Annotated in this window: 36 protein-coding genes; 27 read left to right on the top strand and 9 right to left on the bottom strand. The window is 49.6% G+C overall.

Annotation, left to right across the window (positions count from 1 at the left end; all coding sequences use genetic code 11):
- The first annotated feature begins 54 nt into the window (after positions 1-54).
- Complete coding sequence (locus OGX99_RS23645) at positions 55-603, top strand: TetR/AcrR family transcriptional regulator (protein ID WP_032936378.1); 549 nt, start codon at positions 55-57, stop codon at positions 601-603.
- 5 nt (positions 604-608) lie between these two features.
- Here OGX99_RS23645 and OGX99_RS23640 read toward each other — a convergent pair whose 3' ends face one another.
- The 6 genes from OGX99_RS23640 to OGX99_RS23615 form a co-directional block, all read right to left on the bottom strand.
- Positions 609-902 (bottom strand): LysR substrate-binding domain-containing protein, encoded by a 294-nt coding sequence (locus OGX99_RS23640; protein WP_286545349.1) that lies wholly within the window; start codon positions 900-902, stop codon positions 609-611.
- Between the two features lie 29 nt (positions 903-931).
- Positions 932-1,729 (bottom strand): SDR family NAD(P)-dependent oxidoreductase, encoded by a 798-nt coding sequence (locus OGX99_RS23635; RefSeq protein WP_286545304.1) that lies wholly within the window; start codon positions 1,727-1,729, stop codon positions 932-934.
- 112 nt (positions 1,730-1,841) lie between these two features.
- Positions 1,842-2,336 (bottom strand): hypothetical protein, encoded by a 495-nt coding sequence (locus tag OGX99_RS23630; RefSeq protein ID WP_286545302.1) that lies wholly within the window; start codon positions 2,334-2,336, stop codon positions 1,842-1,844.
- Between the two features lie 388 nt (positions 2,337-2,724).
- Positions 2,725-3,777: a phage integrase gene (locus OGX99_RS23625; RefSeq protein WP_286545300.1), complete on the bottom strand. Its 1,053-nt coding sequence runs from the start codon at positions 3,775-3,777 to the stop codon at positions 2,725-2,727.
- Between the two features lie 82 nt (positions 3,778-3,859).
- On the bottom strand, positions 3,860-5,536 hold the full coding sequence (locus OGX99_RS23620; RefSeq protein WP_286545298.1) for an SNIPE associated domain-containing protein: 1,677 nt from the start codon (positions 5,534-5,536) through the stop codon (positions 3,860-3,862).
- A 20-nt stretch (positions 5,537-5,556) separates the two neighbouring features.
- On the bottom strand, positions 5,557-6,153 hold the full coding sequence (locus tag OGX99_RS23615; protein ID WP_275383197.1) for a phage repressor protein CI: 597 nt from the start codon (positions 6,151-6,153) through the stop codon (positions 5,557-5,559).
- Between the two features lie 95 nt (positions 6,154-6,248).
- On the opposite strand from OGX99_RS23615, the gene OGX99_RS23610 reads away from it, so the two are divergent.
- From OGX99_RS23610 to OGX99_RS23545, 14 genes are all read left to right on the top strand, one after another.
- Entirely contained in the window at positions 6,249-6,470 is a 222-nt protein-coding gene (locus OGX99_RS23610; RefSeq protein WP_012016743.1) for a MerR family transcriptional regulator, read from the top strand.
- Between the two features lie 32 nt (positions 6,471-6,502).
- Positions 6,503-7,012 (top strand): phage regulatory CII family protein, encoded by a 510-nt coding sequence (locus OGX99_RS23605; protein ID WP_286545291.1) that lies wholly within the window; start codon positions 6,503-6,505, stop codon positions 7,010-7,012.
- A gap of 7 nt (positions 7,013-7,019) precedes the next feature.
- Entirely contained in the window at positions 7,020-7,220 is a 201-nt protein-coding gene (locus OGX99_RS23600; protein WP_000956168.1) for a phage filamentation protein Fil family protein, read from the top strand.
- Positions 7,184-7,525, top strand: coding sequence for a DUF5347 family protein (locus OGX99_RS23595; RefSeq protein ID WP_000963480.1), 342 nt, complete (start codon positions 7,184-7,186; stop codon positions 7,523-7,525). Before OGX99_RS23600 ends, OGX99_RS23595 begins: the two co-directional genes overlap by 37 nt.
- Positions 7,526-7,592: 67 nt before the next feature.
- A complete protein-coding gene (locus tag OGX99_RS23590; RefSeq protein ID WP_076009140.1) occupies positions 7,593-7,826 on the top strand; it encodes a DUF2732 family protein in 234 nt (77 codons plus the stop codon).
- A complete protein-coding gene (locus OGX99_RS23585; RefSeq protein ID WP_286545289.1) occupies positions 7,826-8,053 on the top strand; it encodes a TraR/DksA family transcriptional regulator in 228 nt (75 codons plus the stop codon). Before OGX99_RS23590 ends, OGX99_RS23585 begins: the two co-directional genes overlap by 1 nt.
- The gene (locus OGX99_RS23580) at positions 8,050-8,907 is read left to right on the top strand and encodes a DNA adenine methylase (RefSeq protein WP_286545287.1); all 858 of its coding nucleotides are present in this window, start codon (positions 8,050-8,052) and stop codon (positions 8,905-8,907) included. The genes OGX99_RS23585 and OGX99_RS23580 overlap by 4 nt, the downstream gene beginning before the upstream one ends.
- Positions 8,898-11,306 (top strand): replication endonuclease, encoded by a 2,409-nt coding sequence (locus OGX99_RS23575; protein WP_286545285.1) that lies wholly within the window; start codon positions 8,898-8,900, stop codon positions 11,304-11,306. Before OGX99_RS23580 ends, OGX99_RS23575 begins: the two co-directional genes overlap by 10 nt.
- Positions 11,307-11,464: 158 nt before the next feature.
- The gene (locus OGX99_RS23570; RefSeq protein ID WP_001154444.1) at positions 11,465-11,653 is read left to right on the top strand and encodes a hypothetical protein; all 189 of its coding nucleotides are present in this window, start codon (positions 11,465-11,467) and stop codon (positions 11,651-11,653) included.
- A gap of 11 nt (positions 11,654-11,664) precedes the next feature.
- The gene (locus OGX99_RS23565) at positions 11,665-11,898 is read left to right on the top strand and encodes a DinI family protein (RefSeq protein ID WP_286545283.1); all 234 of its coding nucleotides are present in this window, start codon (positions 11,665-11,667) and stop codon (positions 11,896-11,898) included.
- Between the two features lie 286 nt (positions 11,899-12,184).
- Positions 12,185-12,403 (top strand): hypothetical protein, encoded by a 219-nt coding sequence (locus OGX99_RS23560; RefSeq protein ID WP_048232614.1) that lies wholly within the window; start codon positions 12,185-12,187, stop codon positions 12,401-12,403.
- Positions 12,403-13,245, top strand: coding sequence for a DUF2207 domain-containing protein (locus OGX99_RS23555; protein WP_048232612.1), 843 nt, complete (start codon positions 12,403-12,405; stop codon positions 13,243-13,245). Before OGX99_RS23560 ends, OGX99_RS23555 begins: the two co-directional genes overlap by 1 nt.
- 9 nt (positions 13,246-13,254) lie before the next feature.
- Entirely contained in the window at positions 13,255-13,494 is a 240-nt protein-coding gene (locus tag OGX99_RS23550; protein ID WP_286545278.1) for a hypothetical protein, read from the top strand.
- Positions 13,475-14,866: a hypothetical protein gene (locus tag OGX99_RS23545; RefSeq protein ID WP_286545276.1), complete on the top strand. Its 1,392-nt coding sequence runs from the start codon at positions 13,475-13,477 to the stop codon at positions 14,864-14,866. Before OGX99_RS23550 ends, OGX99_RS23545 begins: the two co-directional genes overlap by 20 nt.
- Before the next feature lie 28 nt (positions 14,867-14,894).
- Here the strand turns inward: OGX99_RS23545 and OGX99_RS23540 are convergent, their stop codons facing one another.
- Entirely contained in the window at positions 14,895-15,926 is a 1,032-nt protein-coding gene (locus tag OGX99_RS23540; protein ID WP_286545274.1) for a phage portal protein, read from the bottom strand.
- Positions 15,926-17,692 (bottom strand): terminase ATPase subunit family protein, encoded by a 1,767-nt coding sequence (locus OGX99_RS23535; RefSeq protein ID WP_286545272.1) that lies wholly within the window; start codon positions 17,690-17,692, stop codon positions 15,926-15,928. Before OGX99_RS23535 ends, OGX99_RS23540 begins: the two co-directional genes overlap by 1 nt.
- Positions 17,693-17,834: 142 nt before the next feature.
- Here OGX99_RS23535 and OGX99_RS23530 point away from each other — a divergent pair, with 142 nt between their 5' ends.
- The 12 genes from OGX99_RS23530 (at position 17,835) to OGX99_RS23475 (ending at position 23,649) form a co-directional block, all read left to right on the top strand.
- Complete coding sequence (locus OGX99_RS23530; RefSeq protein ID WP_286545270.1) at positions 17,835-18,668, top strand: GPO family capsid scaffolding protein; 834 nt, start codon at positions 17,835-17,837, stop codon at positions 18,666-18,668.
- A 16-nt stretch (positions 18,669-18,684) separates the two neighbouring features.
- Positions 18,685-19,752: a phage major capsid protein, P2 family gene (locus OGX99_RS23525; RefSeq protein ID WP_000730754.1), complete on the top strand. Its 1,068-nt coding sequence runs from the start codon at positions 18,685-18,687 to the stop codon at positions 19,750-19,752.
- 3 nt (positions 19,753-19,755) lie between these two features.
- Positions 19,756-20,406, top strand: coding sequence for a phage terminase small subunit (gene gpM / locus OGX99_RS23520; protein WP_024552863.1), 651 nt, complete (start codon positions 19,756-19,758; stop codon positions 20,404-20,406).
- A gap of 93 nt (positions 20,407-20,499) precedes the next feature.
- On the top strand, positions 20,500-20,964 hold the full coding sequence (locus tag OGX99_RS23515) for a head completion/stabilization protein (RefSeq protein WP_286545268.1): 465 nt from the start codon (positions 20,500-20,502) through the stop codon (positions 20,962-20,964).
- Complete coding sequence (locus OGX99_RS23510; protein ID WP_000868184.1) at positions 20,964-21,167, top strand: tail protein X; 204 nt, start codon at positions 20,964-20,966, stop codon at positions 21,165-21,167. Before OGX99_RS23515 ends, OGX99_RS23510 begins: the two co-directional genes overlap by 1 nt.
- A gap of 3 nt (positions 21,168-21,170) precedes the next feature.
- Positions 21,171-21,386, top strand: coding sequence for an HP1 family phage holin (locus OGX99_RS23505; RefSeq protein ID WP_000171565.1), 216 nt, complete (start codon positions 21,171-21,173; stop codon positions 21,384-21,386).
- Entirely contained in the window at positions 21,367-21,879 is a 513-nt protein-coding gene (locus tag OGX99_RS23500) for a lysozyme (protein WP_286545263.1), read from the top strand. Before OGX99_RS23505 ends, OGX99_RS23500 begins: the two co-directional genes overlap by 20 nt.
- A 1-nt stretch (position 21,880) precedes the next feature.
- On the top strand, positions 21,881-22,255 hold the full coding sequence (locus tag OGX99_RS23495; RefSeq protein WP_286545261.1) for a DNZ54_00345 family protein: 375 nt from the start codon (positions 21,881-21,883) through the stop codon (positions 22,253-22,255).
- Positions 22,252-22,680: an Rz-like lysis system protein LysB gene (gene lysB / locus OGX99_RS23490; RefSeq protein WP_286545259.1), complete on the top strand. Its 429-nt coding sequence runs from the start codon at positions 22,252-22,254 to the stop codon at positions 22,678-22,680. The genes OGX99_RS23495 and lysB overlap by 4 nt, the downstream gene beginning before the upstream one ends.
- A complete protein-coding gene (gene lysC, locus OGX99_RS23485) occupies positions 22,565-22,813 on the top strand; it encodes an Rz1-like lysis system protein LysC (RefSeq protein WP_223151184.1) in 249 nt (82 codons plus the stop codon). The genes lysB and lysC overlap by 116 nt, the downstream gene beginning before the upstream one ends.
- A complete protein-coding gene (locus OGX99_RS23480) occupies positions 22,776-23,207 on the top strand; it encodes a phage tail protein (RefSeq protein ID WP_001397646.1) in 432 nt (143 codons plus the stop codon). The genes lysC and OGX99_RS23480 overlap by 38 nt, the downstream gene beginning before the upstream one ends.
- Complete coding sequence (locus OGX99_RS23475) at positions 23,200-23,649, top strand: phage virion morphogenesis protein (RefSeq protein ID WP_286545256.1); 450 nt, start codon at positions 23,200-23,202, stop codon at positions 23,647-23,649. The genes OGX99_RS23480 and OGX99_RS23475 overlap by 8 nt, the downstream gene beginning before the upstream one ends.
- Positions 23,650-23,651: 2 nt before the next feature.
- Here the strand turns inward: OGX99_RS23475 and OGX99_RS23470 are convergent, their stop codons facing one another.
- Entirely contained in the window at positions 23,652-24,431 is a 780-nt protein-coding gene (locus OGX99_RS23470) for a DUF2971 domain-containing protein (RefSeq protein ID WP_001397644.1), read from the bottom strand.
- Between the last annotated feature and the right edge of the window lie 6 nt (positions 24,432-24,437).

The raw sequence follows: 24,437 nt of genomic DNA, 5'->3' as shown, positions 1-24,437 counted from the left end.
CAACATTAGCAAGGTTGTGTACATTTGTACACAAATGCAAGAAGAGGAAATGCAGTGCGACGTGCAAACGATCCGCAGCGGCGGGAAAAAATAGTTCAGGCCACCCTTAAGGCGATAGTAATCCATGGTATTCATGGGGTTACACACCGTAAAATCGCTATGATTGCCGAGGTGCCACTGGGCTCAATGACCTATTATTTTGCAGGAATAGATGATCTGCTGTTGGAGGCATTCAGCTGTTTTACGCATACTATGTCTCAGCAGTACCAGGATTTTTTTGCCGACGTTGCTGATGCGCAGGCGGCCTGCCATGCGATTACCGATATGATTTACGGCTCCCAGGTCACAACGCCTGATAATATGGAGCTTATGTATCAGCTGTATGCTTTCGCCAGCCGTAATCCAGCGTTGAAAACGGTGATGCAGAACTGGATGCTACGCAGCCAACAAACGTTAGAGCAGTGGTTTGATCCGGTTACGGCGCGGGCGCTGGATGCGTTTATTGAAGGAATGACGCTGCATTTTGTCACGGATAAAAAACCGCTGCAGCGAGAAGATATTCTGATGATGGTGGAGCGTATTGCCGAATTGCCGCAAAGATAAAATCCTCAAAATGGTTTGTCGAGGCGGGTAACGGCCTGACGTAAAAAATCAATGACTTTTACCGCCTCTGGCGTCAACGGTCGGGCGGCTATTTTTACCGTCCCGACATCCATATAAGTAATAAAATCATCAATCGTTCTGTGCATGACGCGCAGACCATCCAGTGACCACGGGCGATACACCAGGTCGGATAAAATGGTTATCCCTCTGCCTTTTGCAACCAGACTTCTTATTGCTTCAAAAGAGTTGCTGCGAAAACTGATATTGGGCGTATAGCCACGCTGCTGCCAGTAATCGATAGCAGCGCATGGCGTGAAAAGCGGGTAAATTAGCTTACGGTGGCGCCCCCGGTAATATTCACCACTGTGGCGGTCATGGCGCTGGCATGGTCTGAAGCGAGAAAGGTTGTAACCTCAGCGATTTGTGCAAGCGTAGGCAGGCGCGCGAGCATAGTACTTTGCGCCGCCCCCCCTAACCATTGATCGACGGTTAACCCCATTGACTGTGCTTTAGCGGTGAAAATTTCTCCGGTATAGGAGCCTGCCGCTACAGCATCCACAATCGCATGCGAGCGCACGCCGACGACACGAATGTTTATTGGTCCTGTCTCGCTGGCGAGCGCCTTAATAAAAGCCTCAGTTCCTGCACAGCCGACGATATGGCCGAGATGCCCGGGCATCGCCATCGGGGCTGCGGGCGCAACGATGGTGAGAATAACGCCCGCTCGATTGCCGCCCATGTGCGGCGTTACGGCTTTTGCGATATTGAACTGCGCCGCAAGAAAAGGGGTGATACCGCTCATAAACTCAGAGAGGGATAATGCATCGATGCGCTTGCCCTGTTCATGCATAAAGCCGGTCGCGTTAACTACCACATCTATTCCACCGGTTTGCTGCGCAAGTTGAGTAATTTGTTTTGATGCGTCGTGTTCGTCGAGTACATCGGTGATAAAGGTATCGACGGTACCGCCTGCTGTTCGGATAATACTGGCCGCCCAATCCAGCTTTTCCTGACGGCGCGCGCCCAGATACGCATGGGCGCCTTCGCGCGCCATAGTATGTGCAACTGCACGACCAATCGCGCCGCTGCCACCGAAGATCACTGCGACTTTGCCTGAGAGTAACATAGCAACCCCATCACCATTTAGCACAGAGTAAAGTATGTGCCATAACCGGCATGCTGCAAATTTAGTCTCAGATAGCTGAACTTAGAATTTATACTACAGAATCCTGATATAACTATTTTAAATTAAAGTATCTCATGATGAATGAGATAACTAAGGCTAGAAAACCTACACCTGCCACTGGTCCTTTTTCAGTATTTAACAGGAAAGTTGTGGTGATTCTGAATATACCGCCTAAGCCCAGAGGGGTAATGATTTTTACAAATACACCTAAAAGATAATTAAAGCCGATACAAAAAATTGTTAAAGCTCCTAGATTTAAAAGTAATAAAAACCAAGGGGATAGAATAGGTTTTTTGATGCCAATACGCATTAGGATTACGCCGATGACAACCATTGATAATGATAGCAGGATAGGTCTTATACCAACGATAATGTATTCAACAGTCTTCCCGATATCGTTATCAACATTACTCTGCACACCTGAAAAATACTCTCTTAACTTCCTGTTTAGAAGTTTTCTATGAGACTTAGGCATGAAGTAATCCCACCCCATAAAAATTGCTGCTGTGATCTGGCAAGCCAAAATAGTTTCGTTACTGAAAGTCATCAAACTGTCCTGAGTCACTTTTATATTTATGTACGAAAGACTATACAACGACATAAGAGGACACAACACCTAAAAAGAATCTATGTAGAGATCTTTAAAATTAGGCCCAAGCATCCAACTAAAGAAACAATGCAATACGTGCTGCAAAATTTGCGCGGGAATCGTTGCCTCGTGGCGCTCGCAGAGAGAGAAGTCGACAAATGTCAGCAAATATGGACCAACTGATCGTACAGATTGGGCTATGACTCCCCTGAGGCAGTACAGTAACAGTCATTCGTTAGATGGGTTTGAATTTCAGGCAACAAAAAACCCATTTATGTAAATGGGTTAGTAAAAACAATAACTTGTAAGATAATTAATAAGTTAGTTTGGTGGTAAAATGTGGCGATTACGGGGCATTGCCAACCGCTGCCGCCACATTGTCGCCACTTGGCAATGTTGCCAACGGGTTAAAGCGAAGGGCCGTTTCAAGGTGGTCGGGGGCCAGATGAGCATAGCGCATGGTCATTTTTATATCGTGGTGGCCTAGGATTTTCTGGAGGGCAAGAATGTTTCCACCAGACATCATAAAGTGTGCTGCGAACGTATGACGCAGAACGTGGGTAAGCTGTCCGCGTGGAAGTACAATAGAGGTTTTCTCCATCACAGATAAAAACTGGAAGTAGCAGTCAGTAAAGAACTTGAAACCATCCAAGGTTATTATTTCCTCATACAGCTCTTTGCTGATCGGTATGCTGCGGTTCTTTTTGCCTTTGGTCCTGACGAAAGTAATGCGGTACTTAGTTACCTGGGAGCGTGTGAGGTTCACAGCTTCGCGCCAGCGTGCTCCGGTACTCAGACAGATTTTAACGACCAGAGCGAGAAGGGCGCTTTGGCGTTGGCAGTCATTCAGAAGTTCTGTGATTTGTTCATGCGTCAGCCAGGCCATTTCCTTTTCCGATATGGTGAACTTGCGCATGTTTTCCAAAGGGTTTGGTGCTGTCCATTCACCGAGTCGGGCCAACTCGCTAAAAACACCACTCAGATAACTTTGCTCCAGATTGATAGTGACTGGGCTGGCACCTTTCTTCCACTTCTCGCTAAAGTAGATTTCACCCGTCAGGCGTTTGTCGCGGTAATGAGCGAATAATTTCGAGTTGAGATCAGTAGCGAGAGGGTTTCCGAGTGCATCGACCATCAGGACCAACTTGTCGTAAACATGCTCACCAGCAGTCAGGGATTTGCCGTGCAGTTTGAACCAGAGTTCAACTACGTCTTTCAGAGTTCGGCGATCTACCGATTCACCCAGCCAGGGCTTAGCTTCAGTTTCCTCCATTGTGTGCCGTTCAAATGCTAACGCTTCACCTTTAGTGGCGAATTGTTTACGTACGCGGCGTCCGCTGCGGCCCGCAGGATAGCATTCACAAATCCATTTTCCAGTGTTGAGTTTTCGTACAGTCATAAAAAAGCCCTCATATCTGAGGGCTAAATTTAACTGTATATTTAAACAGTAATCAATGTATGATTAACGTAAATCATACATGCTACGCAACTATTAGTTCTTCATTTTCTTTGGTAACTAAATTGCGTTCATTTTCGATGGCTAAAGATTCTCTGTATTCTTTAGCTTCAGCAAATATTGTCCAATGTGCATTGATGTTCATACTATCAATCGTGGATTTAATATCCTTAATGCCAACATTGAAAAATTCTTTACGGGAGTTAACTTTGTTCAATTGCTTGTCATTGAACACTTTGTGCAGGTGATTTTCTAATGATGGTGCGTCTTCACTGTAAATCATTGCATGTACATCGAATGAGAATGGAACACTAGCATCACCAAGTTCACGTACACGATCCAATGGTTCAAGACGGCGTGTCATGCCGATTTTGTATACGTCTTCGCCGAAGGACCCGATGTTACTAATTACGTAAACATGACCTGAGCGTGTTTGTTGCGCCATGGAAATAGCTCGTTGGTTTTTGGCTTCAGCTTCTTCATATTTAGCTTGCAGTTCAGCTAGTTTTTGCTCAAGGACTAAGCGTTGCTCTTCGCCTGCGAGCATTAATTCTTTGGTCGCTTTATCAATAGCCTGTTGAATTGCTTTCTCTTCTTTTTCTGCTTCTTTTATTGCTTTTTCATACTCCCTGCGCGCTTTTTCTTCTTCGCGTAATTGTTCTTTAATTCGTCTTTGCTCCTCCTTTTCTTCAAGCATAATTTCATTTACCGCAACACCCCATTTTAGTTCATTTAGGCGGGATTGAAGGTAGATATCGGTAATCTGAGCAGATCTAAAAGCTGAACCGTTATAGTTCACCAGTTGAAAAGCATCCTTAATCTCTTGAGAAAGCTTCCCGAAATTGTTGTGCTTGATTTTAGAGAGGACACTATCAACTTTTCCATTAAAAGCATCCAGTACAAAATTAACTGCAGTATTTCGTCTGTTAGTCTCAACGTAGTCACAGCTTGCTGCCTTACCGGTTTTGATAAGAGATTTAGTTAACTCTCTGGCTTTTTGAAGCTCCTTGCCCGCGTCGGTAAATTCATAATTGTCTGCTAGTTCATCTAGTACGCTACGGTTTGGAACTATCCATTCATCACCATACCCATCAATTTTATTTTTCATGGACTTGGCTACCGCCTGATAGGTTTCAGCAAATTCTTTTGCTTCGTATGCAGAGCCTGCAATTTCTTTTGCCCTAATTTCTGCATCTGAAATTATCTTCATGGCATTATCATTGGCATTTGATATTAATTCATTTGCTTTGCTATTTGCATTATCTAATCGTTCTTTTGCTTTTAATCGAGTCTCTCGAGCATCTTTTGTTATGGATACCGCTTCACTATTTGCATTGCTTATTGTTAAGCGGGCTTGATTGTTTGCTTCGATGATAATTTTATTTGCTGCAGTTTGAGCTTCGTTAATTTTATCTTTTGCTTCTGCATCAGCTGTTTTTATCTTTTTCTCAGCATCTAACACAGCATTATGCAACTCTTCATATTGCCATAATGGAGCTGCTCTACCTTCCAACTCTGAGTAATCACGTATAGCTTGGGCTAAGTTTTCTTGACTTTCACTCAATTGATTCGAAAGAGCTACATTGCTAACGGTAAGAGTATCAATCTCTGCTTTGTGTCTTTTGCTCTTCTTGAATAAAATGACAGCAAGGATAGGAGCTAGTATAGCTAACAAGAAAACTACAATAAGAAATAAATCCATTTCTAAATCCTTTTACTTAATCAATGTGAAACAGTTGTGCTTCTTACCTTGGCAATCACTTCTATATCAGAAAAAGCACATTCAAAACTATTTTCAGTAGTAGAAACTTTAATCATGCCTTTTGGTAGCCTTGTAATTAATCTTACTGAATAGGTTCCATCAATATCGATCAACCAGTGACCATCCAGCACATCAGTAAATGTCTGCTCGCAAATATAGGTGTTTGAGCCATCAAGAACAGCAATCGGAGATGAGAGACCGTGTGGAAGGAATGACGAGTCAAAAACGTATGAGCCATCTTCAACCATTTTTCCTGCAGCAAGGCGGAACTTTGCGATCTCTTCAGTACATGCTTTTTGAAATATTTGCTTAGGACCTTTCCCGGTAGTTAACCAATGGAGTGAAATCCCTGTTTCAATAGCGCATTGGATTATCCAGTCTGCAGGAAAGGTATCCCGCATATATCTGTTAGCTAAGGTGCTTTTTGACACTTCTAAGTGATCAGCTAAAGCCTGCCGCGTTGTAAATCCATAAGCTTCTACCAATCTTTCAATCGCAGCCTTACCACCCTGATTGGGATTTATTTTGATCTCATTTGGGTACTTTGATGTTGACATATCTCTTATGCGATCCTAGTATCAGTTTTGTTCCCATTTGGGTACTTATCACGATTACTACCGGCTCACCACAAGCCAATAGGAGATGTTGCATCATGACCCCTAACATTTCAATCACTCTGAATACACCCCACGTCACAATTGAACGCTACAGCGAGCTAACAGGACTGCCTGTAGACACCATTAACGACATGCTTGCTGATGGTCGTTTGCCTCGCCACCGTCTGCGTAAGGACAAGAAGCGAGAGAAAGTGATGATTAACATTGTCGCACTGACCGTAGATGCGCTCTCAGATTGCAATGTAACCATTAATTAGTTCCATTCTGAGATATAGCGGAGCATTTGACTATGTTTGACTATCGCATTTCTAAACATCCACACTTTGACGAGGCCTGCCGGGCTTTCGCGTTGCGTCACAACATGGCGAAGCTGGCAGAACGCGCAGGAATGAATGTCCAGACGCTGCGCAATAAGCTGAACCCGGAGCAACCGCATCAACTTACGCCGCCGGAGATCTGGCTGCTGACTGATATCACAGAAGACTCAACGCTGGTTGACGGTTTTCTGGCTCAAATCCATTGCCTGCCGTGCGTGCCATTGAATGAAGTGGCAAAAGAGAACCTACCGCATTACGTCATGAGTGCAACTGCGGAGATTGGGCGTGTAGCTGCAGGCGCAGTATCCGGTGATGTGAAAACCAGTGCAGGCCGCCGCGATGTGATCAATAGCATCAACTCTGTTACGCGCCTTATGGCACTCACTGCAGTTTCATTGCATGCGCGTTTGCAGGCGAATCCGGCGATGGCAAACGCAGTAGATACCGTGACGGGCCTGGGCGCTTCGTTCGGTCTGATCTGAGGTGGTTATGCTGACTAAAGAACCATCTTTTGCATCACTGCTCGTTAAGCAAAGTCCTGCAATGCACTGCGGTCATGGCTGGATTATGGGGAAGGATGGCAAGCGCTGGCACCCGTGCCGCTCTCAGGATGCGCTGCTGGCTGAGCTGTCCACTAAAAAGCAGGGGAAACCATGGCTATTGAAGGCGATGCTGCGACTGTTCCGCTAAGCGCTGGCCTCCGTCTTAATGGGTTAAATCACATCGCGGAATTAAGGGCGAAAGTGTTTGGCTTAAATATTGATTCAGAACTGGAGCGCTTTATTAGCGATATGCGGGACCAACGGGATATTAACCATGAGCAGAATAAACGCGCACTAGCCGCAATATTCTTTATGGCAAAGATTCCGGCGGAACGTCATAGCGTCAATGTTAGTGAGCTGACGACTGACGAAAAGCGGGAGCTGATTAAAGCAATGAACCATTTCCGTACAGTTGTGAGTTTATTTCCAAATCGGCTAGCCATGCCGAACTAATTCACAACCGAAATTAAAGGCGTAAACCCGCCGGGCATCTTATTGCCCAAATTCAGGAGAAACAACAATGCGAAATATTGAAACCCGAATCACCAAAACAGGACCAGATGATGCTGGCCTTAACCAGATGCTGACTGATGCGCGCATGGAAGAACGCCGTGCACGTGCTGCGGTAATGGCAGCCCGTCTTGATAGCCTGGCTTGCCATATCACGTCACGCCAGCTTAATCACGTTGAAGCGGCGGAGCTGCTGCGTATTGCGGCTGAAAACATTCAGAACGAAGCGCAGGAGATCCACTGATGGCTGATTCAATGGACCTTGTACAGCAGCGCGTTGAAGAAGAACGTCAGCGCCACATCCACACCGCCCGCAACAGAACGCTGGGCGTTTCCCGTGTGCTTTGCATTGATTGTGATGCACCGATCCCGCCAGAACGTCGCCGCGCTATTCCGGGTGTGCAGTGCTGTGTCACTTGTCAGGAGATTGCGGAGCTGAAAGGCAAACATTACGTAGGCGGTGCTGTATGAGCACTATCCTGAAATGGGCGGGAAATAAAACCGCAATAATGCCGGAACTGATTAAACACCTTCCTGCGGGCCCGCGATTGGTTGAACCTTTTGCGGGTTCCTGTGCTGTGATGATGGCGACAGACTATCCTCATCATCTTGTCGCGGATATTAATCCAGACCTGATTAATCTTTATCAGGTGATTAAGAATGATGTTGAATACTTCATCAAAGAGGGCCGATACCTTTTTGAAGCCCGTAATGATTCAGAGGCATATTATAAGACGAGACAGGAGTTTAACTTGCGCCATGGTGGCGCAATTGAACGCGCATTGTATTTCTTATATTTAAATCGCTATGGTTATCGCGGACTGTGTCGCTATAACTTGAACGGTTATTTTAATGTTCCTTACGGTAATTATAAAAAACCGTACTTCCCTGAAAACGAAATACGTGCATTTGCAGAAAAAGCAAAACGCGCGACGTTTATCTGCGCCAGTTATGACGAAACGCTGGCACTTCTGCAGACGGGTGATGTGGTTTATTGTGATCCACCATATGACGGCACGTTTAACGGATATCACACCGCTGGTTTTACAGAGGATGATCAGTACCATCTGGCGTCTATTCTTGAACGCCGGTCATCAGAAGGCCATACGGTTATCGTGTCCAACAGCGATACGTCTCTGATCCGTTCGCTTTATCGTGATTTTACCCGCCATCGTATAACCGCTAAGCGCAGCATGGGCGTATCAGCCGGTGATGGTAAAACTGCAGTAGAAATTATCGCCACAAAATCAGCATGTTGGTTTGGTGTTGATTTGGCCTCTGGTCCTGATGTCTCGGTGGAAACTGAGGTGCGGGCGTGGCAGTGAGTAAATTCACATCACATCATGCACAAACCACCGGCGGCTCGAATGAGGCCGCCGTGGCCTTTCCATGGAATACCCCAAAAAAGGCGGTTAACCCGTATCTGGAACCGGCGGAAGTAGCGCCGGAGTCTGCGCTTTCAAACCTCATCACTCTGTACGCTGCGGATAACGAGCAGGAGCATCTGCGGCGTGCGGCGCTGAGTGATAAGGTTTGGGAACGTTATTTCTTCAATGAATCCCGCGATCCTGTCCAGCGTGAAATAGAGCAGGATCAGCTGATTAGCCATGCAAAAATGGCCCGCGAACAGCAGCGCGTTAATCCCGATTTGGTGATTATTGCCGATGTAAACGCCATGCCTGCCCATATCAGCAAGCCTCTGCTGGAGCGGATTAAATACTTCCATAGCCTGGGCAGGGCTAAAGCTTATTCCCGCTATCTGCGCGAAACAATCAGACCGTGTCTTGAGCGGCTGGAGCGCATGCGTGACAGCCAGGTGTCTGCGTCTTTCCGGTTCATGGCGAGCCAGGACGGGCTGGAGGGGTTACTGGTACTGCCTGAAATGAGTCAGGATCAGGTCAAACGTCTGTCCACGCTGGTTGCGGCACATATGAGCATGTGCCTTTATGCTACCTGTGGTGATCTGTTTGTTGCTGAAGATGTAAAACCAGAAGAAATCCGCCAGGCATGGGAAAGGGTTGCTGCAGAAGCCATGCGCCTTGAGGTTATCCCGCCTGCCTTTGATAAGTTGCGCCGCAAAAAGCGCCGCTGCAAGCCGGTGCCTTATGAGCTTATCCCGCCGTCGCTGGCGCGCATGCTGTGCGCGGACTGGTGGTATCGCAAATTGTGGCAGATGCGCTGTGAGTGGCGGGAGGAACAACTGCGCGCCGTCTGCCTAGTCAACAAGAAAGCGTCCCCGTATGTCAGCTATGAAGCCGTGATACACAAACGCGAGCAGCGCCGAAAATCGCTGGAGTTCTTCCGCTCGCATGAGCTGGTCAACGAAGACGGTGACACGCTGGATATGGAAGATGTGGTGAACGCCAGCAACAGCAACCCGGCGCACCGCCGTAATGAAATGATGGCCTGCGTCAAAGGGCTGGAGCTGATCGCGGAAATGCGCGGAGACTGCGCAGTGTTCTATACCATCACCTGCCCGTCACGCTTCCACGCAACCCTCAACAACGGCAGACCTAATCCGAAGTGGACCAGCGCCACTGTCCGGCAGAGCAGTGACTATCTGGTTGATACGTTCGCTGCTTTCCGCAAGGCAATGCACAAGGCGGGTCTGCGCTGGTATGGCGTCCGCGTGGCAGAGCCGCACCATGACGGCACCGTGCACTGGCATCTTCTGTGCTTCATGCGCAAAAAAGACCGCCGTTCCATCACTGCGATGCTGCGCAAGTTTGCCATTCGTGAAGACCGCGAGGAGCTGGGCACCAATACCGGGCCGCGCTTCAAGTCCGAGCTAATCAACCCGCGCAAGGGTACACCGACCAGCTACATCGCCAAATACATCAGCAAGAACATCGACGGGCGCGGGCTGGCTAAAGAAATCAGCAAAGAAACCGGCAAATCACTGCGTGACAGTGCCGAGCATGTCACCGCCTGGGCGTCACTGCACCGTGTTCAGCAGTTCCGTTTCTTTGGTATTCCGGGGCGTCAGGCATACCGCGAGCTGCGCTTGCTTGCTGGTCAGGCGGCGAGAGTGCAGGGTGAACGCAAAGCGGGTGCGCCGGTACTGGATAACCCGCGTCTGGATGCGGTACTGGCAGCTGCAGATGCGGGTTGCTTTGCCACCTACATCATGAAGCAGGGCGGTGTACTGGTGCCCCGCAAGCATCACCTTGTCCGCACGGCTTATGAGCTTAACGACGAACCGAGCGCCTACGGCGATCACGGTATCCGTATCTATGGCATCTGGTCCCCGATTGTAGAGGGCAAGATTTGCACGCACGCGGTGAAGTGGAAAAAGGTTCGCAAGGCCGTTGACGTTCAGGAGGCGGCAGCCGACCGGGGCGCTTGCGCCCCTTGGACTCGTGGCAATAACTGTCCCCCTGTTGAAAATCTGAACAAATCAGGGGGTGATTTACCTGATATTAAAACCATGGATGAGAAGGAGCTGCAGGAATATCTCCACAACATGGGCCAGAAGGAACGGCGAGAGCTGACAGCCAGGTTGAGACTGGTAAAACCGAAGCGGAAAAAAGCATACAAACAGCGTATTTCGGAGCAGCAGCGCCTGCAGCTTCAGGCAGAACTGACTGCCAGAGGGTTTGAAGGTAGTGCATCGGAGATTGATTTGCTTTTGCGTGGCGGCAGTATTCCATCTGGAGCTGGGATGCGAATTTTTTACCGAAACCAGCGGCTGCAGGAAGATGATAAATGGCGGCAGTGGTACTAAGACTGCTGTTTAACATTTCGTGCTTTATTGACTGGCGTCAGTGCATCCAATTAACTGACAAAAAACAGTTTTACATTTTTCCGTTCCTACTATACTGTTTATATAAACAGTGGATATATATACAGATGTTGTATGTCCGTGTAATGATAGGAGGGAAGATGCAGGACTATCTTTTGGAGTCATTGAAGCTCCAGCGTATTGATTTTTTTATCAAGCTTGTAGCGGCTAGTGAGTGCAGCGACGAAGAAAAGCGGCTGGCTATCCAGTGGGTGTCAGAACTGACAGACGAGTTGATGGCGAAAATTCGCAGCCATGAATACAGCCGGTCAATGGACGTTACCAGTTAGAGGGAATCTGTATGCGCATTGAAATAATGATCGATAAAGAGCAGAAGATTAGCCAGTCCACACTGGAAGCCCTTGAATCCGAGCTTTACCGTAATTTGCGCCCTCTGTATCCCAAAACAGCAATTCGTATCCGTAAGGGCAGCGCCAATGGTGTTGAGTTGAGCGGGATAAAACTGGATGAGGACAAAAAGCGAGTGATGGAAATAATGCAGCAGGTCTGGGAGGACGACAGCTGGTTACATTAGTGAACGTTGCGGACGATAAAACTGGTTTTTACCGTCCGCAAGGTTGAACAACGAGCCACGCGAGGCGTTAGAAATTGTCTTTGTTAGTGCCTACTTCTCATAAGAGGCACTATATATGCTAAATGCTGCGCGTTAAGGCAGAAACATCTTGCACGATTAGGCGCAATGAACTTAAGTTAAGTAACACAACCAACAGTGAAAACGGTTGTCTTAGTTATAAGGAATTTGCTGTTGTGGTTGTTGGTGACGAAGTGTACACTTCCGCGCCATGTAAAAAGGAGGAGTTATGTCAAATATCGCCGCATTGAGGCTGGGTAATCCAGTTGAACGTTTGGCACGGGTTCTAAAAGAGAACCAGGACAAGCTCAATCTGAGTAAAGATGGTTTTGTGTCCGTAGATTTGTCCAACGAAGAAGCTATGAAGGCCATCAGAGAACAGATGGATAAGCTTGAAGGCATCAAAACGAACACTGTTAAAGCAAAACATTATTACAGAACCCGATAATGGCAACATTACTTTTAGCAGTGATTTTGGTTAGCGGTTTTTTATATGTAAACCTATCACTTTCAACACGATACAGATATAAGCGTTCCAATGGCTGGGACGCTTATTTTTTTGTGGCTGCATGGGGGATCGTGTTTTTCCTTGCTGGCGGCTTCCTTACCTTTGCTCTTAACATCAGTGGTGGGTTTCGCTGGCTTTCCAATGCGTTGAACCTGACCCCCGACAGCTTTAACGGGATGCTATCCACCACAACCGATAAATCCCAGCGTATCAATGAAATTAAGCAGATTGCATGGGTTGTGATTTCAATAGTACTGGCGGCCCTGTTCGGTTGGCTTAACAAACGGCGTACTTCAAAAGGTGATCGCCGTTGGGATGCACTGGCAAAGGCCGTGGGGAACAATGCTTTTGAATCACTGCTCATGGAAGCATCAGCGCGCCAGTTTCCTATCATCGCTACACTTTCATCACGCAAAATCTATGTAGGTCTGGTGACTTGCCCTGCACTGGAAAATGGGTTGTCGGAACATCTTGAAATTCTTCCCCTGCTTAGCGGCTATCGTGATAAAGATGATCTCACGATAAGTATCACGACTAATTACCATCAGCACTATCTTGAAAGTGGCGTGATTGGTGGAATGTCGCGCCTGAATATTCAGGATTTTCGTGTGCTGATCCCAAAAGATGAAGTTGAAACTATCTCGTTCTTTGATACTGAAGCGTACAATAAATTTAAAGAAGATGAAGCGCGAGACAGAAAAGACTGCCGTAAGCTGGGTGGCAAAAAGACATCAACCCGCAGGCGAAGGACTGTAGATGATGCGGAACAGAGTAGTGCATGACTATGCCGCATGAAACTGCATGATCGTTTGAGGATCGTTTTTACTGAGGCCCGCCAGAACTGGCGGGCTTTTGCTTATGTCATGCAGGCGCATGAAAACCACTACATAAAGCGGGCAGGCGTGGCGGGGATACGAGCGCGCGCAATGAGTGTTTATACCAAAATCTTGTCTTATGATATCTTTATCGGATTACTCTGGAAGTTCTATAGCGTCATAAAGGATTTTTTGAATGAACGAAAAACTAACTGAATTAAAAGAGAAACTAGATAATTTACATACAACACTTAATGGTCTTGTATTCCCTGTAGAGGATTTTATAAACCTTGGGCCGTACACATTTCCTTTTTTGCATAAAGAGGATCTTATAGAACTACCAAAAATGTTATCTGATAGAATTAATCAGATGCAGGAATTTGCACCATCTTCAGATGATATTGCAGTAATTGATGCTCTCATTTACACTCTGGACCATGCGCAGCAAAATATTAATCATATAAACAATGGTAACGCAGCAGTTCAACAGACAGCTATACCATCTTATATTATTTCAATGTTATATATATCTTATAGGATTAATGACCTTTTTTCATTTGAAAGGTTGAAAGATAGAAATTTATTGCCAAAGCAAATATTACGCAGATTAGAATTATATAATTCAGGTATGTCTGCAATTGAGGCTAAAACTGGTAATATAGAAGAAAAAATTAAAACTATAAATGAAGCATATGATGCAGCTGAAAATCTACCGACAACAGTAAAAATGCTTCGTGAAACGAATGATGAAGTTAAAAATGTTTATAATAGCGCAGTTGAGCATTGTAGAAATATTAATGGCATGCTTAAAGAAACTGAAGAGAGTTCCAAAATTGTAGATGAGGCCAGACAGGAAATTTTGGCGTTAAAAGAGAATGCAACCAAAGATGCAAAAGATTATTTACACTCTCTAAGTGAAGAAGCTCAAGGTTATATTAATAAATGTGAAGAAGCGTTTAGAACTACTACTTCAAAAGGTTTGGCTGGGGCATTTCAAGATAAAGCAGAAAAATTAAACCGGAGCATACGCTGGTGGGTGGGTGGACTAATAGGGGCGTTGGTTGCAGGTGCTGCTGTTGGTTATACGCGTTTACACGCTCTCGAAGCATATTTGTCAAATCCTGACTCATCAGGTATAAAGTTAACTATTCAACTTTTACTCTCCATTTTAAGTGTTGGGGCACCATTATGGTTTGCTTGGTTAGCAACTAAACAAATTGGTCAGCGATTCAGATTGGCTGAGGATTATGAATTCAAGGCCTCAGTATCCAAAGCTTACGAGGGATATAGAAGAGAAGCTGTCCAACTTGATAGCGATTTTACCCAAAGGTTATTTGGTAATGCACTCACTCGACTGGAAGAACCGCCATTAAGATTTGTTGAAGAAGCTACCCATTCATCGCCTATAATGGAAATGTTATCATCGGAAAATTTTAAGAATTTCTTGGCAAATAGTGGTGATAAAATTGACTCAGTTTTAGAAGGGGCTGGCCTTTCTAGAAAAGGTAAAGTAGAACAAACGCGCCAATTGAATAAGGAAGTGACTCAGCCTGTAAATGAAACTTCAAACAAAACAGAAAATGATTAAAAAAAGGGGGCGTTAGCCCCCTATTTCATCAAAGTATATACTCGTTGAAATTAATTACATCATCATCTAACCAAGTGTTCAGTTCCAGTATTTTTTTTTGTAATGGTATTAGCTCATTTCTAACAAATACTTTGCTTGCCTTCTCCACGTCACCAAACCCCCCGACATTGCTCGGCATAATCCCCATCATCTGCGGTGGTACGCGGTGCGCTGCCATCATGTCATCGCGGCTGACGTTCTTGATGTTCAGAAATTCATCTTTCGCCGCAACTTCCGACAACGGGATGATCTGGATGCCGTCCTTTTTACCGTTGGGCGAATACATAAACAGGTTGCGGAAGTTGCCCGGTCCTTTGGCGCTTTTCATTGCCTGGCGGATATTGTTCACGTCCTCTTGATTCTGTGCTGCATCGGTCATATACATGATAAAACCAGCATGACTGCCGTTGATGTAATACTTCCGGCGGAACAGCGTGGCGGATTCGTTGAGCAGGGTTGATGGAATGGCGGAGAGATAGCCGGGTAGCCCGTAAATCTCCTGGTTAATATCCGGCTCCAGCAGATGAAAGATGTTGCCTTGTGTAAATTCATAGGGCTGCGTGGTCAGGCCATACTGCACAAACCAGTAGGTGTCGAGATCCACGCCGCGGCGTGTGTACTTCGCCAGTGCAGGCTCCAGTGAGAGAATGCCGCCAAGCCGGTTGGTGCGCTTTTCCAGATAGGCGTTACCGAATACCAGATAATCCTGTACGAAACGGGCAAAAGCCTGTTGGCTGAGTAGGCGGTGCGGGATGTAGGTACTGCTGAGAATGTCACGCTTAACAGCAATCGGTGAGCTGTGATGCACGGCGGCGCGATAGGTCCGTGCCAGTCCGTCAAAACTCACCGGAGGTTCATACCATCTGTCCATCTGTACGCATTCCACATAGTCCAGCAGTTCTCGGCGGTCCAGTACCGGGATCGGATCGCCAAAGCTGAACGCTTCGGCGTGAGTTGTATTCTTCTGCTGTTCGGCTTCCTGCATTGTTGCGGTGCTGGTCAGGGCGTCGTGTTCACTCATCAAAAAATCTCCACAATGTTGCTGGTATTGGCGGATTCGCCCTGTAGCGGTTCGTTAAACAGTGCGTGCATCGTTGCCCAGGCCAAATCTGCGTGACTGGCTTCTTCGCTGCGGCTGGCTTCGTAGGTAGGGCGGTTGCCGCTGGCGGTGGTGGCCCGGCGGATAGCCATAAAGGACTGCGCAATGTCGGTGTGTCCGGCGTCAAACTCCAGACGGCGGTGGCTGATGATGTCGTAGGCCTTGAGCACCAGGGCGTTTTTGACGTTGGGGTTGTAGACAAACTCCCGCACGGCAGGAAAGAACGCTTTCACGTTTTCGTAGACACCGTGACCGACGCCGGTCGAGTCGATGCCGATATAGGTCACGTTGTACTGCTGCGTCAGTTTTTTAATGGCGTCAGCCTGGGCGCGGAAGTCCATCCCGCGCCACTGGTGTCGCTCCAGAATGCGGAACTTGCCGCCCGGCACGGTTGGCGGTGCCACCACCACGCACCCGGCACTGTCACCGTTCTGCGTGCCTTTAGCCGGGTCGTATCCGATCCAGACTTCGCGCCAGCCAAACGGGCGCAGCGCCAGCGCCTGAAAATCGGTCCAGACTTCCCAACTGTCCACCATGCACGCCTGCAGCTCGCTGAGCGGGAATACTGACGCCAGATCGTCAATAAATTCGCACATCAGCAGGTTCTGGTATTCGTCCGGGCTGTACTCCATGCGCAGCTGGTCGAGGTCAAACAGGTTACAGCCGCCGCGCACCGCATCCTCCACGGTGACGATCTGGCGGTATTGTCCGTCAGGGCAGAGCAGGCCGTGCGCAAGGTTGCTGTGGGTCAGGTCAATATCCACCTTGTCCGCTTTGGCACGGCCCCGGTTAAACAGCGCGCCGGACCAGAACGGATAGGCACTGTGGGTCAGGCTGGACGGCGTGGAGAAGTAGGTTTGTCGCCATTTCTTGTGAATGGCCATACCGGAGGCAACCTTGCGCAGCTCCTGGAATTTCGGTATCCAGAAATATTCATCCAGGTACAGATTGCCGTGGTAGCTCTGCGCCGTGCGGGCGTTGGTGCCGAGGAAGTACAGGCACGCGCCGTTGCTGAGCGTCATCGGGTCGCCTTTCAGCTCAACATCCACCTCTTTTGCAAAGTCGATGATGTACTGCTTAAAGACGTGCGCCTGCGCCTTACTGGCTGAGAGGAAGATCTGGTTGCGCCCGGTGGTGATGGCATCAATCAGCGCTTCGCGGGCAAAAAAGTATGTTGCCCCAATCTGACGTGATTTAAGCAGGTTGCGAATGCGGTGTTTTACGCCTGCCTGCCACCAGTGGCGCTGATATTCAAACATGCCGTTGCGGAAGATTTCTTCCAGCTTTTCGGTCTGTTCATCAGTGAAGACATTCTTTTCGGGCTGGCGGCGTGGACCTTTGTTACGGTTAGCGACGTTCGGGTTTAAGTCAGCTTCGTTCCCGCCATCGTTAAATTTACCGATCCGGGCGTGGCGCTCTGACTGGCGCGCCAGCAGGTCAATTTCCTTGAAGTCTTTCCCTTCTTTCTGCTCCTTCATGATGAGCTGGCAGTAACGTGCGGCGGTGGTGAGCTGCATCTGATCCAGCGGCCCATAGTCGCCCCACTTGTCGCGTTTTTTCCAGCTGTGAACGGTTGCAACTTTTTCGCCCAGCATTTCAGCAATGCGGGCTACGCGGTATCCCTGAAAGTACAGCAGCATGGCCTGCCGACGGGGATCGAGGTCTGCGGGGGTCAGTGTCGTGTTCATGGCCCAAACATACGGCCTTGTATGGCGGCTTTCCCCGGCTGCGTTTTGTGTGGTTTACCGTACAAATACAGCGCGTTGTCTCACTCCCCCCATCACCGCAAACATAAGGCTCCAGTAAGTTATTTCTAACGGAGCATGGCTCATGACAGTGAAAGCAAAGCGTTTCCGTATCGGGGTGGAAGGTGCCACCACTGACGGGCGCGAGATCCAGCGTGAATGGCTGGTACAGATGGCTGCCAGCTACAACCCGACGGTCTATACCGCGCTGATTAACCTTGAGCACATCAAGTCTTATCTGCCGGACAGCACCTTTAACCGCTACGGCAGGGTGACGGGGCTGGTTGCAGAAGAAATCCAGGACGGCCCGCTGGCGGGCAAGATGGCACTTTATGCCGATATCGAACCCACTGACGCCCTGGTGGAACTGGTGAAAAAAGGCCAGAAGCTTTTCACCTCCATGGAGGTCAGCACTAAGTTTGCCGACACCGGCAAAGCCTACCTTGTGGGGCTGGGTGCGACAGACGATCCTGCGAGCCTTGGCACCGAAATGCTGGCTTTCAGCGCCAGCGCCGCACATAACCCGCTGGCAAACCGTAAGCAGAACCCTGAAAACCTGTTTTCGGAAGCGGTTGAAACGCTGATCGAACTTGAAGAAGCCCAGGACGAAAAGCCATCCCTCTTTGCCCGCGTCACCGCGCTGTTCACCAAAAAAGAGCAGACCGACGATGCGCGATTCTCTGATGTGCATAAAGCCGTGGAGCTGGTCGCTACTGAGCAGCAGATCCTGAGCGAGCGCACTGATAAATCCCTGTCCGATCAGGACCAGCGCCTTTCTGAGCTGGAGTCCTCCCTGCAGGAGCAGCAGACCGCCTTTGCCGAGTTACAGCAGCAGCTGAGCCGTGAAGACAGCCGCAAAGATTACCGCCAGCGCGCGCCGGGCGGTGACACACCGGCAGGCACCCTGACCAATTGCTGATGGAGCATAAAACCCGATGAAAAAGAAAACCCGCTTTGCCTTTAACGCTTACCTGCAGCAACTGGCGCGCCTGAACGGTGTGGAAGTTGAAGAACTGTCCAGCAAGTTTACCGTGGAGCCGTCCGTGCAGCAGACGCTGGAAGACCAGATCCAGCAGTCCGCTGCTTTCCTGACGCTGATTAACATCACGCCGGTCACTGAGCAGTCAGGGCAGTTGCTGGGGCTGGGCGTGGGCAGCACCATTGCCGGAACCACCGATACCACCACCAAAGAGCGTGAGCCTACCGATCCGACGCTGATGGAAGACGTGGAATACAAATGCGAGCAGACCAACTTTGATACGGTGCTGACCTACGCAAAACTGGACCTGTGGGCGAAATTCCAGGACTTCCAGGTGCGTATTCGCAACGCCATCGTCAAGCGTCAGGCGCTGGACCGCATCATGATCGGTTTTAACGGCGTGAAGCGCGCCAAAACCTCCAACCGTGCTGAAAACCCGCTGCTGCAGGACGTCAATAAAGGCTGGCTGCAGAAAATCCGCGAAGACGCGCCGGATCACGTCATGGGCAGCAAAACCGCAGAAGACGGCACCACTACTGCAGAACCGGTAAAAGTAGGTCCGGGTGGTAAGTATGTAAATCTTGACGCGGTGGTGATGGATACCGTCAACGAGCTGATCGATGTGGAGTATCAGGATGATGACGAACTGGTTGTTGTCTGCGGACGTGAACTGCTGTCTGACAAGTATTTCCCGCTGGTCAACAAAGAGCAGGACAACAGCGAGAAAATCGCCGCCGATCTGATCATCAGCCAGAAACGCATGGGCGGCCTGCAGGCTGTGCGCGCGCCTTTCTTCCCGGCAAATGCCCTGCTGATCACCCGTCTGGATAACCTGTCCATCTACTGGCAGGAAGACACCCGCCGCCGTTCAGTTATCGACAACCCGAAACGCGACCGGATTGAAAACTTTGAATCCGTCAACGAGGCGTATGTGGTCGAGGACTACCGCTGCGCGGCACTGGTGGAAAATATCGAAATCGGTGATTTCACCCCGCCTGCAGCAGAAACAGGAAACGGAGAGTAACGCATGAGCCTGAGTCCCGCACGGCAGCACCGCCTGCGCATTCAGGCCGAACAGGCCGCCCGTGAGGGCGGCAGTGTTCGCCATGCGTCGGGCTATGACCTGATGCTGCTGCAGCTGGCAGAAGACCGCCGCCGCCTCAAGGGCGTCCAGTCCACGGTGAAAAAGGCGGAAATCAAGGTGGAACTGCTGCCGAAATATTCCGCCTGGGCGGAGGGCGTGCTGGCTGCCGGAGGTGCGCAGCAGGATGACGTGCTGATGTACGTGATGCTGTGGCGTATCGACGCCGGTGATTATGCCGGTGCGCTCGAAATCGGGCGCCATGCGCTGCGCCATGGCTGGGTGATGCCGCTGGGCAACCGTAACGTGCAGACCGTGCTGGCTGAAGAAATGGCAGACGCGGCGCAAAGCGCTCTGCTTGCCGCTGCCGGTTTTGATGCCGATCTGCTTCTGCAGACGCTGGACCTGACCACCGATCTGGATATGCCGGACCAGTCGCGGGCGCGTCTGCATAAAGCCATCGGCGCTGTACTGAGCGAAAGCAACCCGGCGTCTGCCCTGAATCACCTTACCCATGCGCTGCAGCTTGATCCCCGCTGCGGTGTGAAAAAAGAAAAGCAGCAGTTGGAGCGCAGACTGCGCAATGACAGCCGCTAACGAACGTGCCCCGCGCACGGGCGGCACGGGATGGCGAAAGGCACTGCCACATCAAAATTCCGTCCACCGCCCACTTATTCAGGAGAAAGCCGCATGAAGTTTGTTGCGCCCGAACAGGCACCGGAACAGGCGGAGGTCATCAAAAATACGCCGTTCTGGCCTGATGTGGACCTGTCGGAATTTCGCTGTGTGATGCGCACTGACGGCACGGTGACGCAGCCGCGTTTAAAGCAGGTCGTGCTGACGGCAATTTCTGAGGTTAACGCTGAGCTGTTCGACTTCCGCAACCGTCAGCAGATGATGGGCTGGCGGACACTTGCTGAGGTTCCCGCAGAAATGCTGGACGGCAAAAGTGAGCGTATCCGGCACTACCACAACGCCGTTTTTTGCTGGGCGCGCGCCGTGCTCAATGAGCGTTATCAGGACTATGACGCCACGGCGTCAGGCGTGAAGCGAGGGGAGGAGCTGGCGGAGGCCAGCGGCGATCTGTGGCGTGATGCCCGATGGGCTATCAGCCGGGTGCAGGATGCACCGCACTGTACGGTGGAGCTTATCTGATGAAAGTGCGTGCGCATCAGTATGACACGGTGGACGCGCTTTGCTGGCGTCATTACGGGCGCACGCAGGGTGTCACTGAGCAGGTTCTGCAGGCAAATCCGGGGCTGGCTGAGTACGGCCCATTTTTACCGCACGGGCTGCAGGTGGAGCTGCCGGACATTACGGCGTCAACCACGGCGCAGACCGTCCAGCTATGGGACTGAATTATGACGCTTGAACGAATCAGCGCCTTTATCACTTACTGCATCGCAGTGCTGCTGGCATGGCTGGGCGATCTGTCGCTCAAGGATGCGTCAACGGTTGGCGGCGTACTGATTGGTGTGCTGATGCTGGCTATCAACTGGTACTACAAACACCAGTCTTTCAAATTGTTACGTGGCGGCAAAATTTCACGGGGGGAATATGAATCCTTCAATCGTTAAGCGCTGCCTTGTCGGGGCTGTGCTGGCTGTCGCCGCCACGCTGCCCGGTTTCCAGTCGCTCAAAACCTCCGTTGAAGGGCTGAAACTGATTGCCGATTACGAGGGATGTCGTCTGCAGCCGTATCAGTGCAGCGCAGGTGTCTGGACTGACGGGATAGGAAATACATCCGGGGTGGTGCCGGGGAAAGCTATCACGGAACGGCAGGCGGCGCAGGGGTTAATAAACAATGTGTTGCTGACTGAAAAAAGGCTGGACGCCTGCCTGACGGTTAAGCCTCCGCAACATGTCTACGATGCGCTGGTGAGTATTGGTTTCAATGTGGGGACCGGCGCGATCTGCAGGTCAACCATGGTGTCATATATCAATCGCCAGCAGTGGTGGCAGGCATGCAACCAGCTACCGCGCTGGATTTACGTTAACGGTGTGAAAAATAAAGGTCTGGAGTACCGCCGCGCGCGGGAACTGGCCTGGTGCTTAAAAGGAGCGTCCTGAAATGAAATGGTTAAAAAGTTACTGGCTGCCGCTTTCGGTTCTGGCGCTTCTTGTGATGGTTGATGTGACTTTCCCTGCCTCCCATGCGCTTTTCCCGCTGGCGCTGATCATGTGGTTTGAGTTTGCCTCGTTTTCTCTGGTCTGCTTTACCGGGCTTTATTCCTGCACTCTGACAGGTAATGACCGGCTAAAGGTCAGATTCCTGCTGGGCAGGGTATTAAGTGTGATGGACGCAATTACTCTCCCCTGGTATCTGCGCCTGGCTGTTGCCTTTGTGATGTTGCTTGCCGGGTGGAAACTGACGGGGCTGGTTTATTTATCTACCGTTGCCATTGGCTTAGCAATCAAGGATGAATTAAAGGCATTGCGGGAATGAATCGCGCACTGGTGTTAGGGCTGGCGCTGGTTCTTGTTGCGCTGGGCTGGCAGTCGTGGCGGCTTAACAATGCCAGTCACACCATTGAGACGCAGGGCACGGCGCTGAAAAGCAAAACGCAGGAACTGGCAAAGAAAAACAGTCAGTTGATCGGCCTGTCCATTCTGACCGAAACCAACAGCCGGGAACAGGCGCGGCTTTATGCGGCAGCGGAACAGACCACCGCACTGCTGCGCAGCCGCCAGCACCGGATAGAGGAACTGAAACGTGAAAATGAGGATTTGCGCCGCTGGGCTGATACTCCTTTGCCTGCTGACATTATCCGGCTGCGGGAGCGTCCGGCCCTCGCCGGAGGTGCAGCTTACCGTGAGTGGCTGTCCCAGAGTGACGCAGTGCCGTCTGGAAAGGTCAGCGCCGCGCAGTAACGGCGATCTGAACGCGGTGCTGGATGAAACCGAGGCCGCCTGGGCGGTCTGTGCTGACAAAGTGGACACGATTATTGCGTGTCAGGAGCGAGACAGTGAACAAACCGCAGTCCTTACGCAGCGCCCTGAATAAAACGGTTGCTTATGTCCGTGACAACCCGGACAAGCTGCACCTTTTCGTTGATAACGGCTCACTGGTGGCAACCGGTGCCAGCTCCATGTCATGGGAATACCGCTACACCCTGAACGTGGTGATCGAGGATTTCAGCGGCGACCAGAATCTACTGATGGCTCCTGTGCTGCTGTGGCTAAGTGACAACCAGCCGGATGCTATCAATAACCCGGAGCTGCGCGAAAAACTGTTCACCTTTGAAGTGGATATTCTGCGCAACGATGTGTGCGATATCAGCCTGAACCTGCAACTGACGGAGCGCGTACTGGTCAGCACTAACGGTAGCGTGTCAAGCGTTGAAGCAGTGCCGGAGCCGGACGAACCCGAAGAAATGTGGACGGTGAAACGTGGATGAACTGCAGAGGGTGGATGACTGGCTGACGGCGCTGCTTGCGAATCTGGAACCGGCAGCCCGCAAACGTATGATGCGACAGCTGGCGCAACAGCTGCGCCGGACGCAGCAGCAAAACATCAGGCTGCAGCGTAATCCTGATGGCAGCGGCTATGAGCCGCGCCGGGTGACAGCCCGCAGCAAGAAGGGACGCATCAAACGCCAGATGTTTGCAAAGATTCGCACAACAAAATACCTGAAAACTGCAGCCAGTGCTGACTCTGCCAGCGTGCAGTTTGAGGGCAAGGTGCAGCGTATTGCCCGTGTTCACCACTACGGCCTGCGTGACCGCGTCAGCCGTAAAGGCCCGGAGGTCCGCTATGCTGAGCGCCGCCTGCTGGGCGTGAATGATGAGGTGGAAACCATTACCCGCGAAACGCTATTGCACTGGTTATCGGAGTCATAGCTTCAAACAAGGCATTGACGGATAGCCTCATCAATAGGCAATTTGTTAAAGGTCCACTCTGACTGATCGAAGCCACATACATAAATCTTACAAAGAGGCAGTATAGCGTTTATTTCATCACGCTTTTGAATTAAATAATTTTTATTAAATGAGTTTCTAAACCCTAAATACAATTCCTTAATACTTGATTTTTCTATCTCTTGGATTTCTGTTTTACGTCTATGTACATTTCTTACAACTCTAACTTCTTCCTCATAAGACCAGTAAGCTGGTTTATACAGGAATGTTCTTTGTAGTGCCTCAAGTATATCTGGGTTATATATGTGTTGAAGGCCTTCATAGAAAAATGAATTAGTAGAGTTTATGAAGGGCGATTTTGGTTTTGTTGAAGCATAAATGACGCTTCCAAACTTCGCAGGAATGACATTAGAACCATTTTCATTTAACCCTGCTGCGTCTGCATCAATTCCAAAAACAAATCCTGCATGGGAGCCGTTTCCTATGTCGAGAGAAATACCTCTTGTTCCTTCTAATTTTTCGCCCCTAGCATAATGTGCCCACATCAGAGGGTTTAAAGGGTTACGGGTAAGTGAAAGAATACCGTAGGACATAGAGGCTGCAACAAACCTCATAGCTTGTTCTGCATCTTCGGATTCAGAATCGTAATGCAAGCTCGTTAGCTCGAAGGGATCATTTAGGGACGATGCCTTTGAAAATTTCAAGGTCGAAGTGTTCAGTATTATTTCCGCTGTTTTCGAATCCACATATTTATATAAAATCATATTTAA

Origin of the sequence: Citrobacter sp. Cu096, from assembly GCF_030332285.1 — a bacterium.
GTDB classification, from domain to species: Bacteria; Pseudomonadota; Gammaproteobacteria; order Enterobacterales; family Enterobacteriaceae; genus Citrobacter; species Citrobacter meridianamericanus.
Note: the sequence above shows the minus strand (reverse complement) of the source record. Positions and strands in the feature narration are given on the sequence as shown.

Bases quoted from the DNA above. Each gene is read 5' to 3' on its own strand.
- OGX99_RS23635 (WP_286545304.1), bottom strand. From the start codon at position 1,729: ATGTTACTCTCAGGCAAAGTCGCAGTGATCTTCGGTGGCAGCGGCGCG.
- OGX99_RS23630 (WP_286545302.1), bottom strand. From the start codon at position 2,336: ATGACTTTCAGTAACGAAACTATTTTGGCTTGCCAGATCACAGCAGCA.
- OGX99_RS23625 (WP_286545300.1), bottom strand. From the start codon at position 3,777: ATGACTGTACGAAAACTCAACACTGGAAAATGGATTTGTGAATGCTAT.
- OGX99_RS23620 (WP_286545298.1), bottom strand. From the start codon at position 5,536: ATGGATTTATTTCTTATTGTAGTTTTCTTGTTAGCTATACTAGCTCCT.
- OGX99_RS23615 (WP_275383197.1), bottom strand. From the start codon at position 6,153: ATGTCAACATCAAAGTACCCAAATGAGATCAAAATAAATCCCAATCAG.
- OGX99_RS23610 (WP_012016743.1), top strand. From the start codon at position 6,249: ATGACCCCTAACATTTCAATCACTCTGAATACACCCCACGTCACAATT.
- OGX99_RS23605 (WP_286545291.1), top strand. From the start codon at position 6,503: ATGTTTGACTATCGCATTTCTAAACATCCACACTTTGACGAGGCCTGC.
- OGX99_RS23600 (WP_000956168.1), top strand. From the start codon at position 7,020: ATGCTGACTAAAGAACCATCTTTTGCATCACTGCTCGTTAAGCAAAGT.
- OGX99_RS23595 (WP_000963480.1), top strand. From the start codon at position 7,184: ATGGCTATTGAAGGCGATGCTGCGACTGTTCCGCTAAGCGCTGGCCTC.
- OGX99_RS23590 (WP_076009140.1), top strand. From the start codon at position 7,593: ATGCGAAATATTGAAACCCGAATCACCAAAACAGGACCAGATGATGCT.
- OGX99_RS23585 (WP_286545289.1), top strand. From the start codon at position 7,826: ATGGCTGATTCAATGGACCTTGTACAGCAGCGCGTTGAAGAAGAACGT.
- OGX99_RS23580 (WP_286545287.1), top strand. From the start codon at position 8,050: ATGAGCACTATCCTGAAATGGGCGGGAAATAAAACCGCAATAATGCCG.
- OGX99_RS23570 (WP_001154444.1), top strand. From the start codon at position 11,465: ATGCAGGACTATCTTTTGGAGTCATTGAAGCTCCAGCGTATTGATTTT.
- OGX99_RS23565 (WP_286545283.1), top strand. From the start codon at position 11,665: ATGCGCATTGAAATAATGATCGATAAAGAGCAGAAGATTAGCCAGTCC.
- OGX99_RS23560 (WP_048232614.1), top strand. From the start codon at position 12,185: ATGTCAAATATCGCCGCATTGAGGCTGGGTAATCCAGTTGAACGTTTG.
- OGX99_RS23555 (WP_048232612.1), top strand. From the start codon at position 12,403: ATGGCAACATTACTTTTAGCAGTGATTTTGGTTAGCGGTTTTTTATAT.
- OGX99_RS23550 (WP_286545278.1), top strand. From the start codon at position 13,255: ATGAAACTGCATGATCGTTTGAGGATCGTTTTTACTGAGGCCCGCCAG.
- OGX99_RS23545 (WP_286545276.1), top strand. From the start codon at position 13,475: ATGAACGAAAAACTAACTGAATTAAAAGAGAAACTAGATAATTTACAT.
- OGX99_RS23540 (WP_286545274.1), bottom strand. From the start codon at position 15,926: ATGAGTGAACACGACGCCCTGACCAGCACCGCAACAATGCAGGAAGCC.
- OGX99_RS23535 (WP_286545272.1), bottom strand. From the start codon at position 17,692: ATGAACACGACACTGACCCCCGCAGACCTCGATCCCCGTCGGCAGGCC.
- OGX99_RS23530 (WP_286545270.1), top strand. From the start codon at position 17,835: ATGACAGTGAAAGCAAAGCGTTTCCGTATCGGGGTGGAAGGTGCCACC.
- OGX99_RS23525 (WP_000730754.1), top strand. From the start codon at position 18,685: ATGAAAAAGAAAACCCGCTTTGCCTTTAACGCTTACCTGCAGCAACTG.
- gpM (WP_024552863.1), top strand. From the start codon at position 19,756: ATGAGCCTGAGTCCCGCACGGCAGCACCGCCTGCGCATTCAGGCCGAA.
- OGX99_RS23515 (WP_286545268.1), top strand. From the start codon at position 20,500: ATGAAGTTTGTTGCGCCCGAACAGGCACCGGAACAGGCGGAGGTCATC.
- OGX99_RS23510 (WP_000868184.1), top strand. From the start codon at position 20,964: ATGAAAGTGCGTGCGCATCAGTATGACACGGTGGACGCGCTTTGCTGG.
- OGX99_RS23505 (WP_000171565.1), top strand. From the start codon at position 21,171: ATGACGCTTGAACGAATCAGCGCCTTTATCACTTACTGCATCGCAGTG.
- OGX99_RS23500 (WP_286545263.1), top strand. From the start codon at position 21,367: ATGAATCCTTCAATCGTTAAGCGCTGCCTTGTCGGGGCTGTGCTGGCT.
- OGX99_RS23495 (WP_286545261.1), top strand. From the start codon at position 21,881: ATGAAATGGTTAAAAAGTTACTGGCTGCCGCTTTCGGTTCTGGCGCTT.
- lysB (WP_286545259.1), top strand. From the start codon at position 22,252: ATGAATCGCGCACTGGTGTTAGGGCTGGCGCTGGTTCTTGTTGCGCTG.
- OGX99_RS23470 (WP_001397644.1), bottom strand. From the start codon at position 24,431: ATGATTTTATATAAATATGTGGATTCGAAAACAGCGGAAATAATACTG.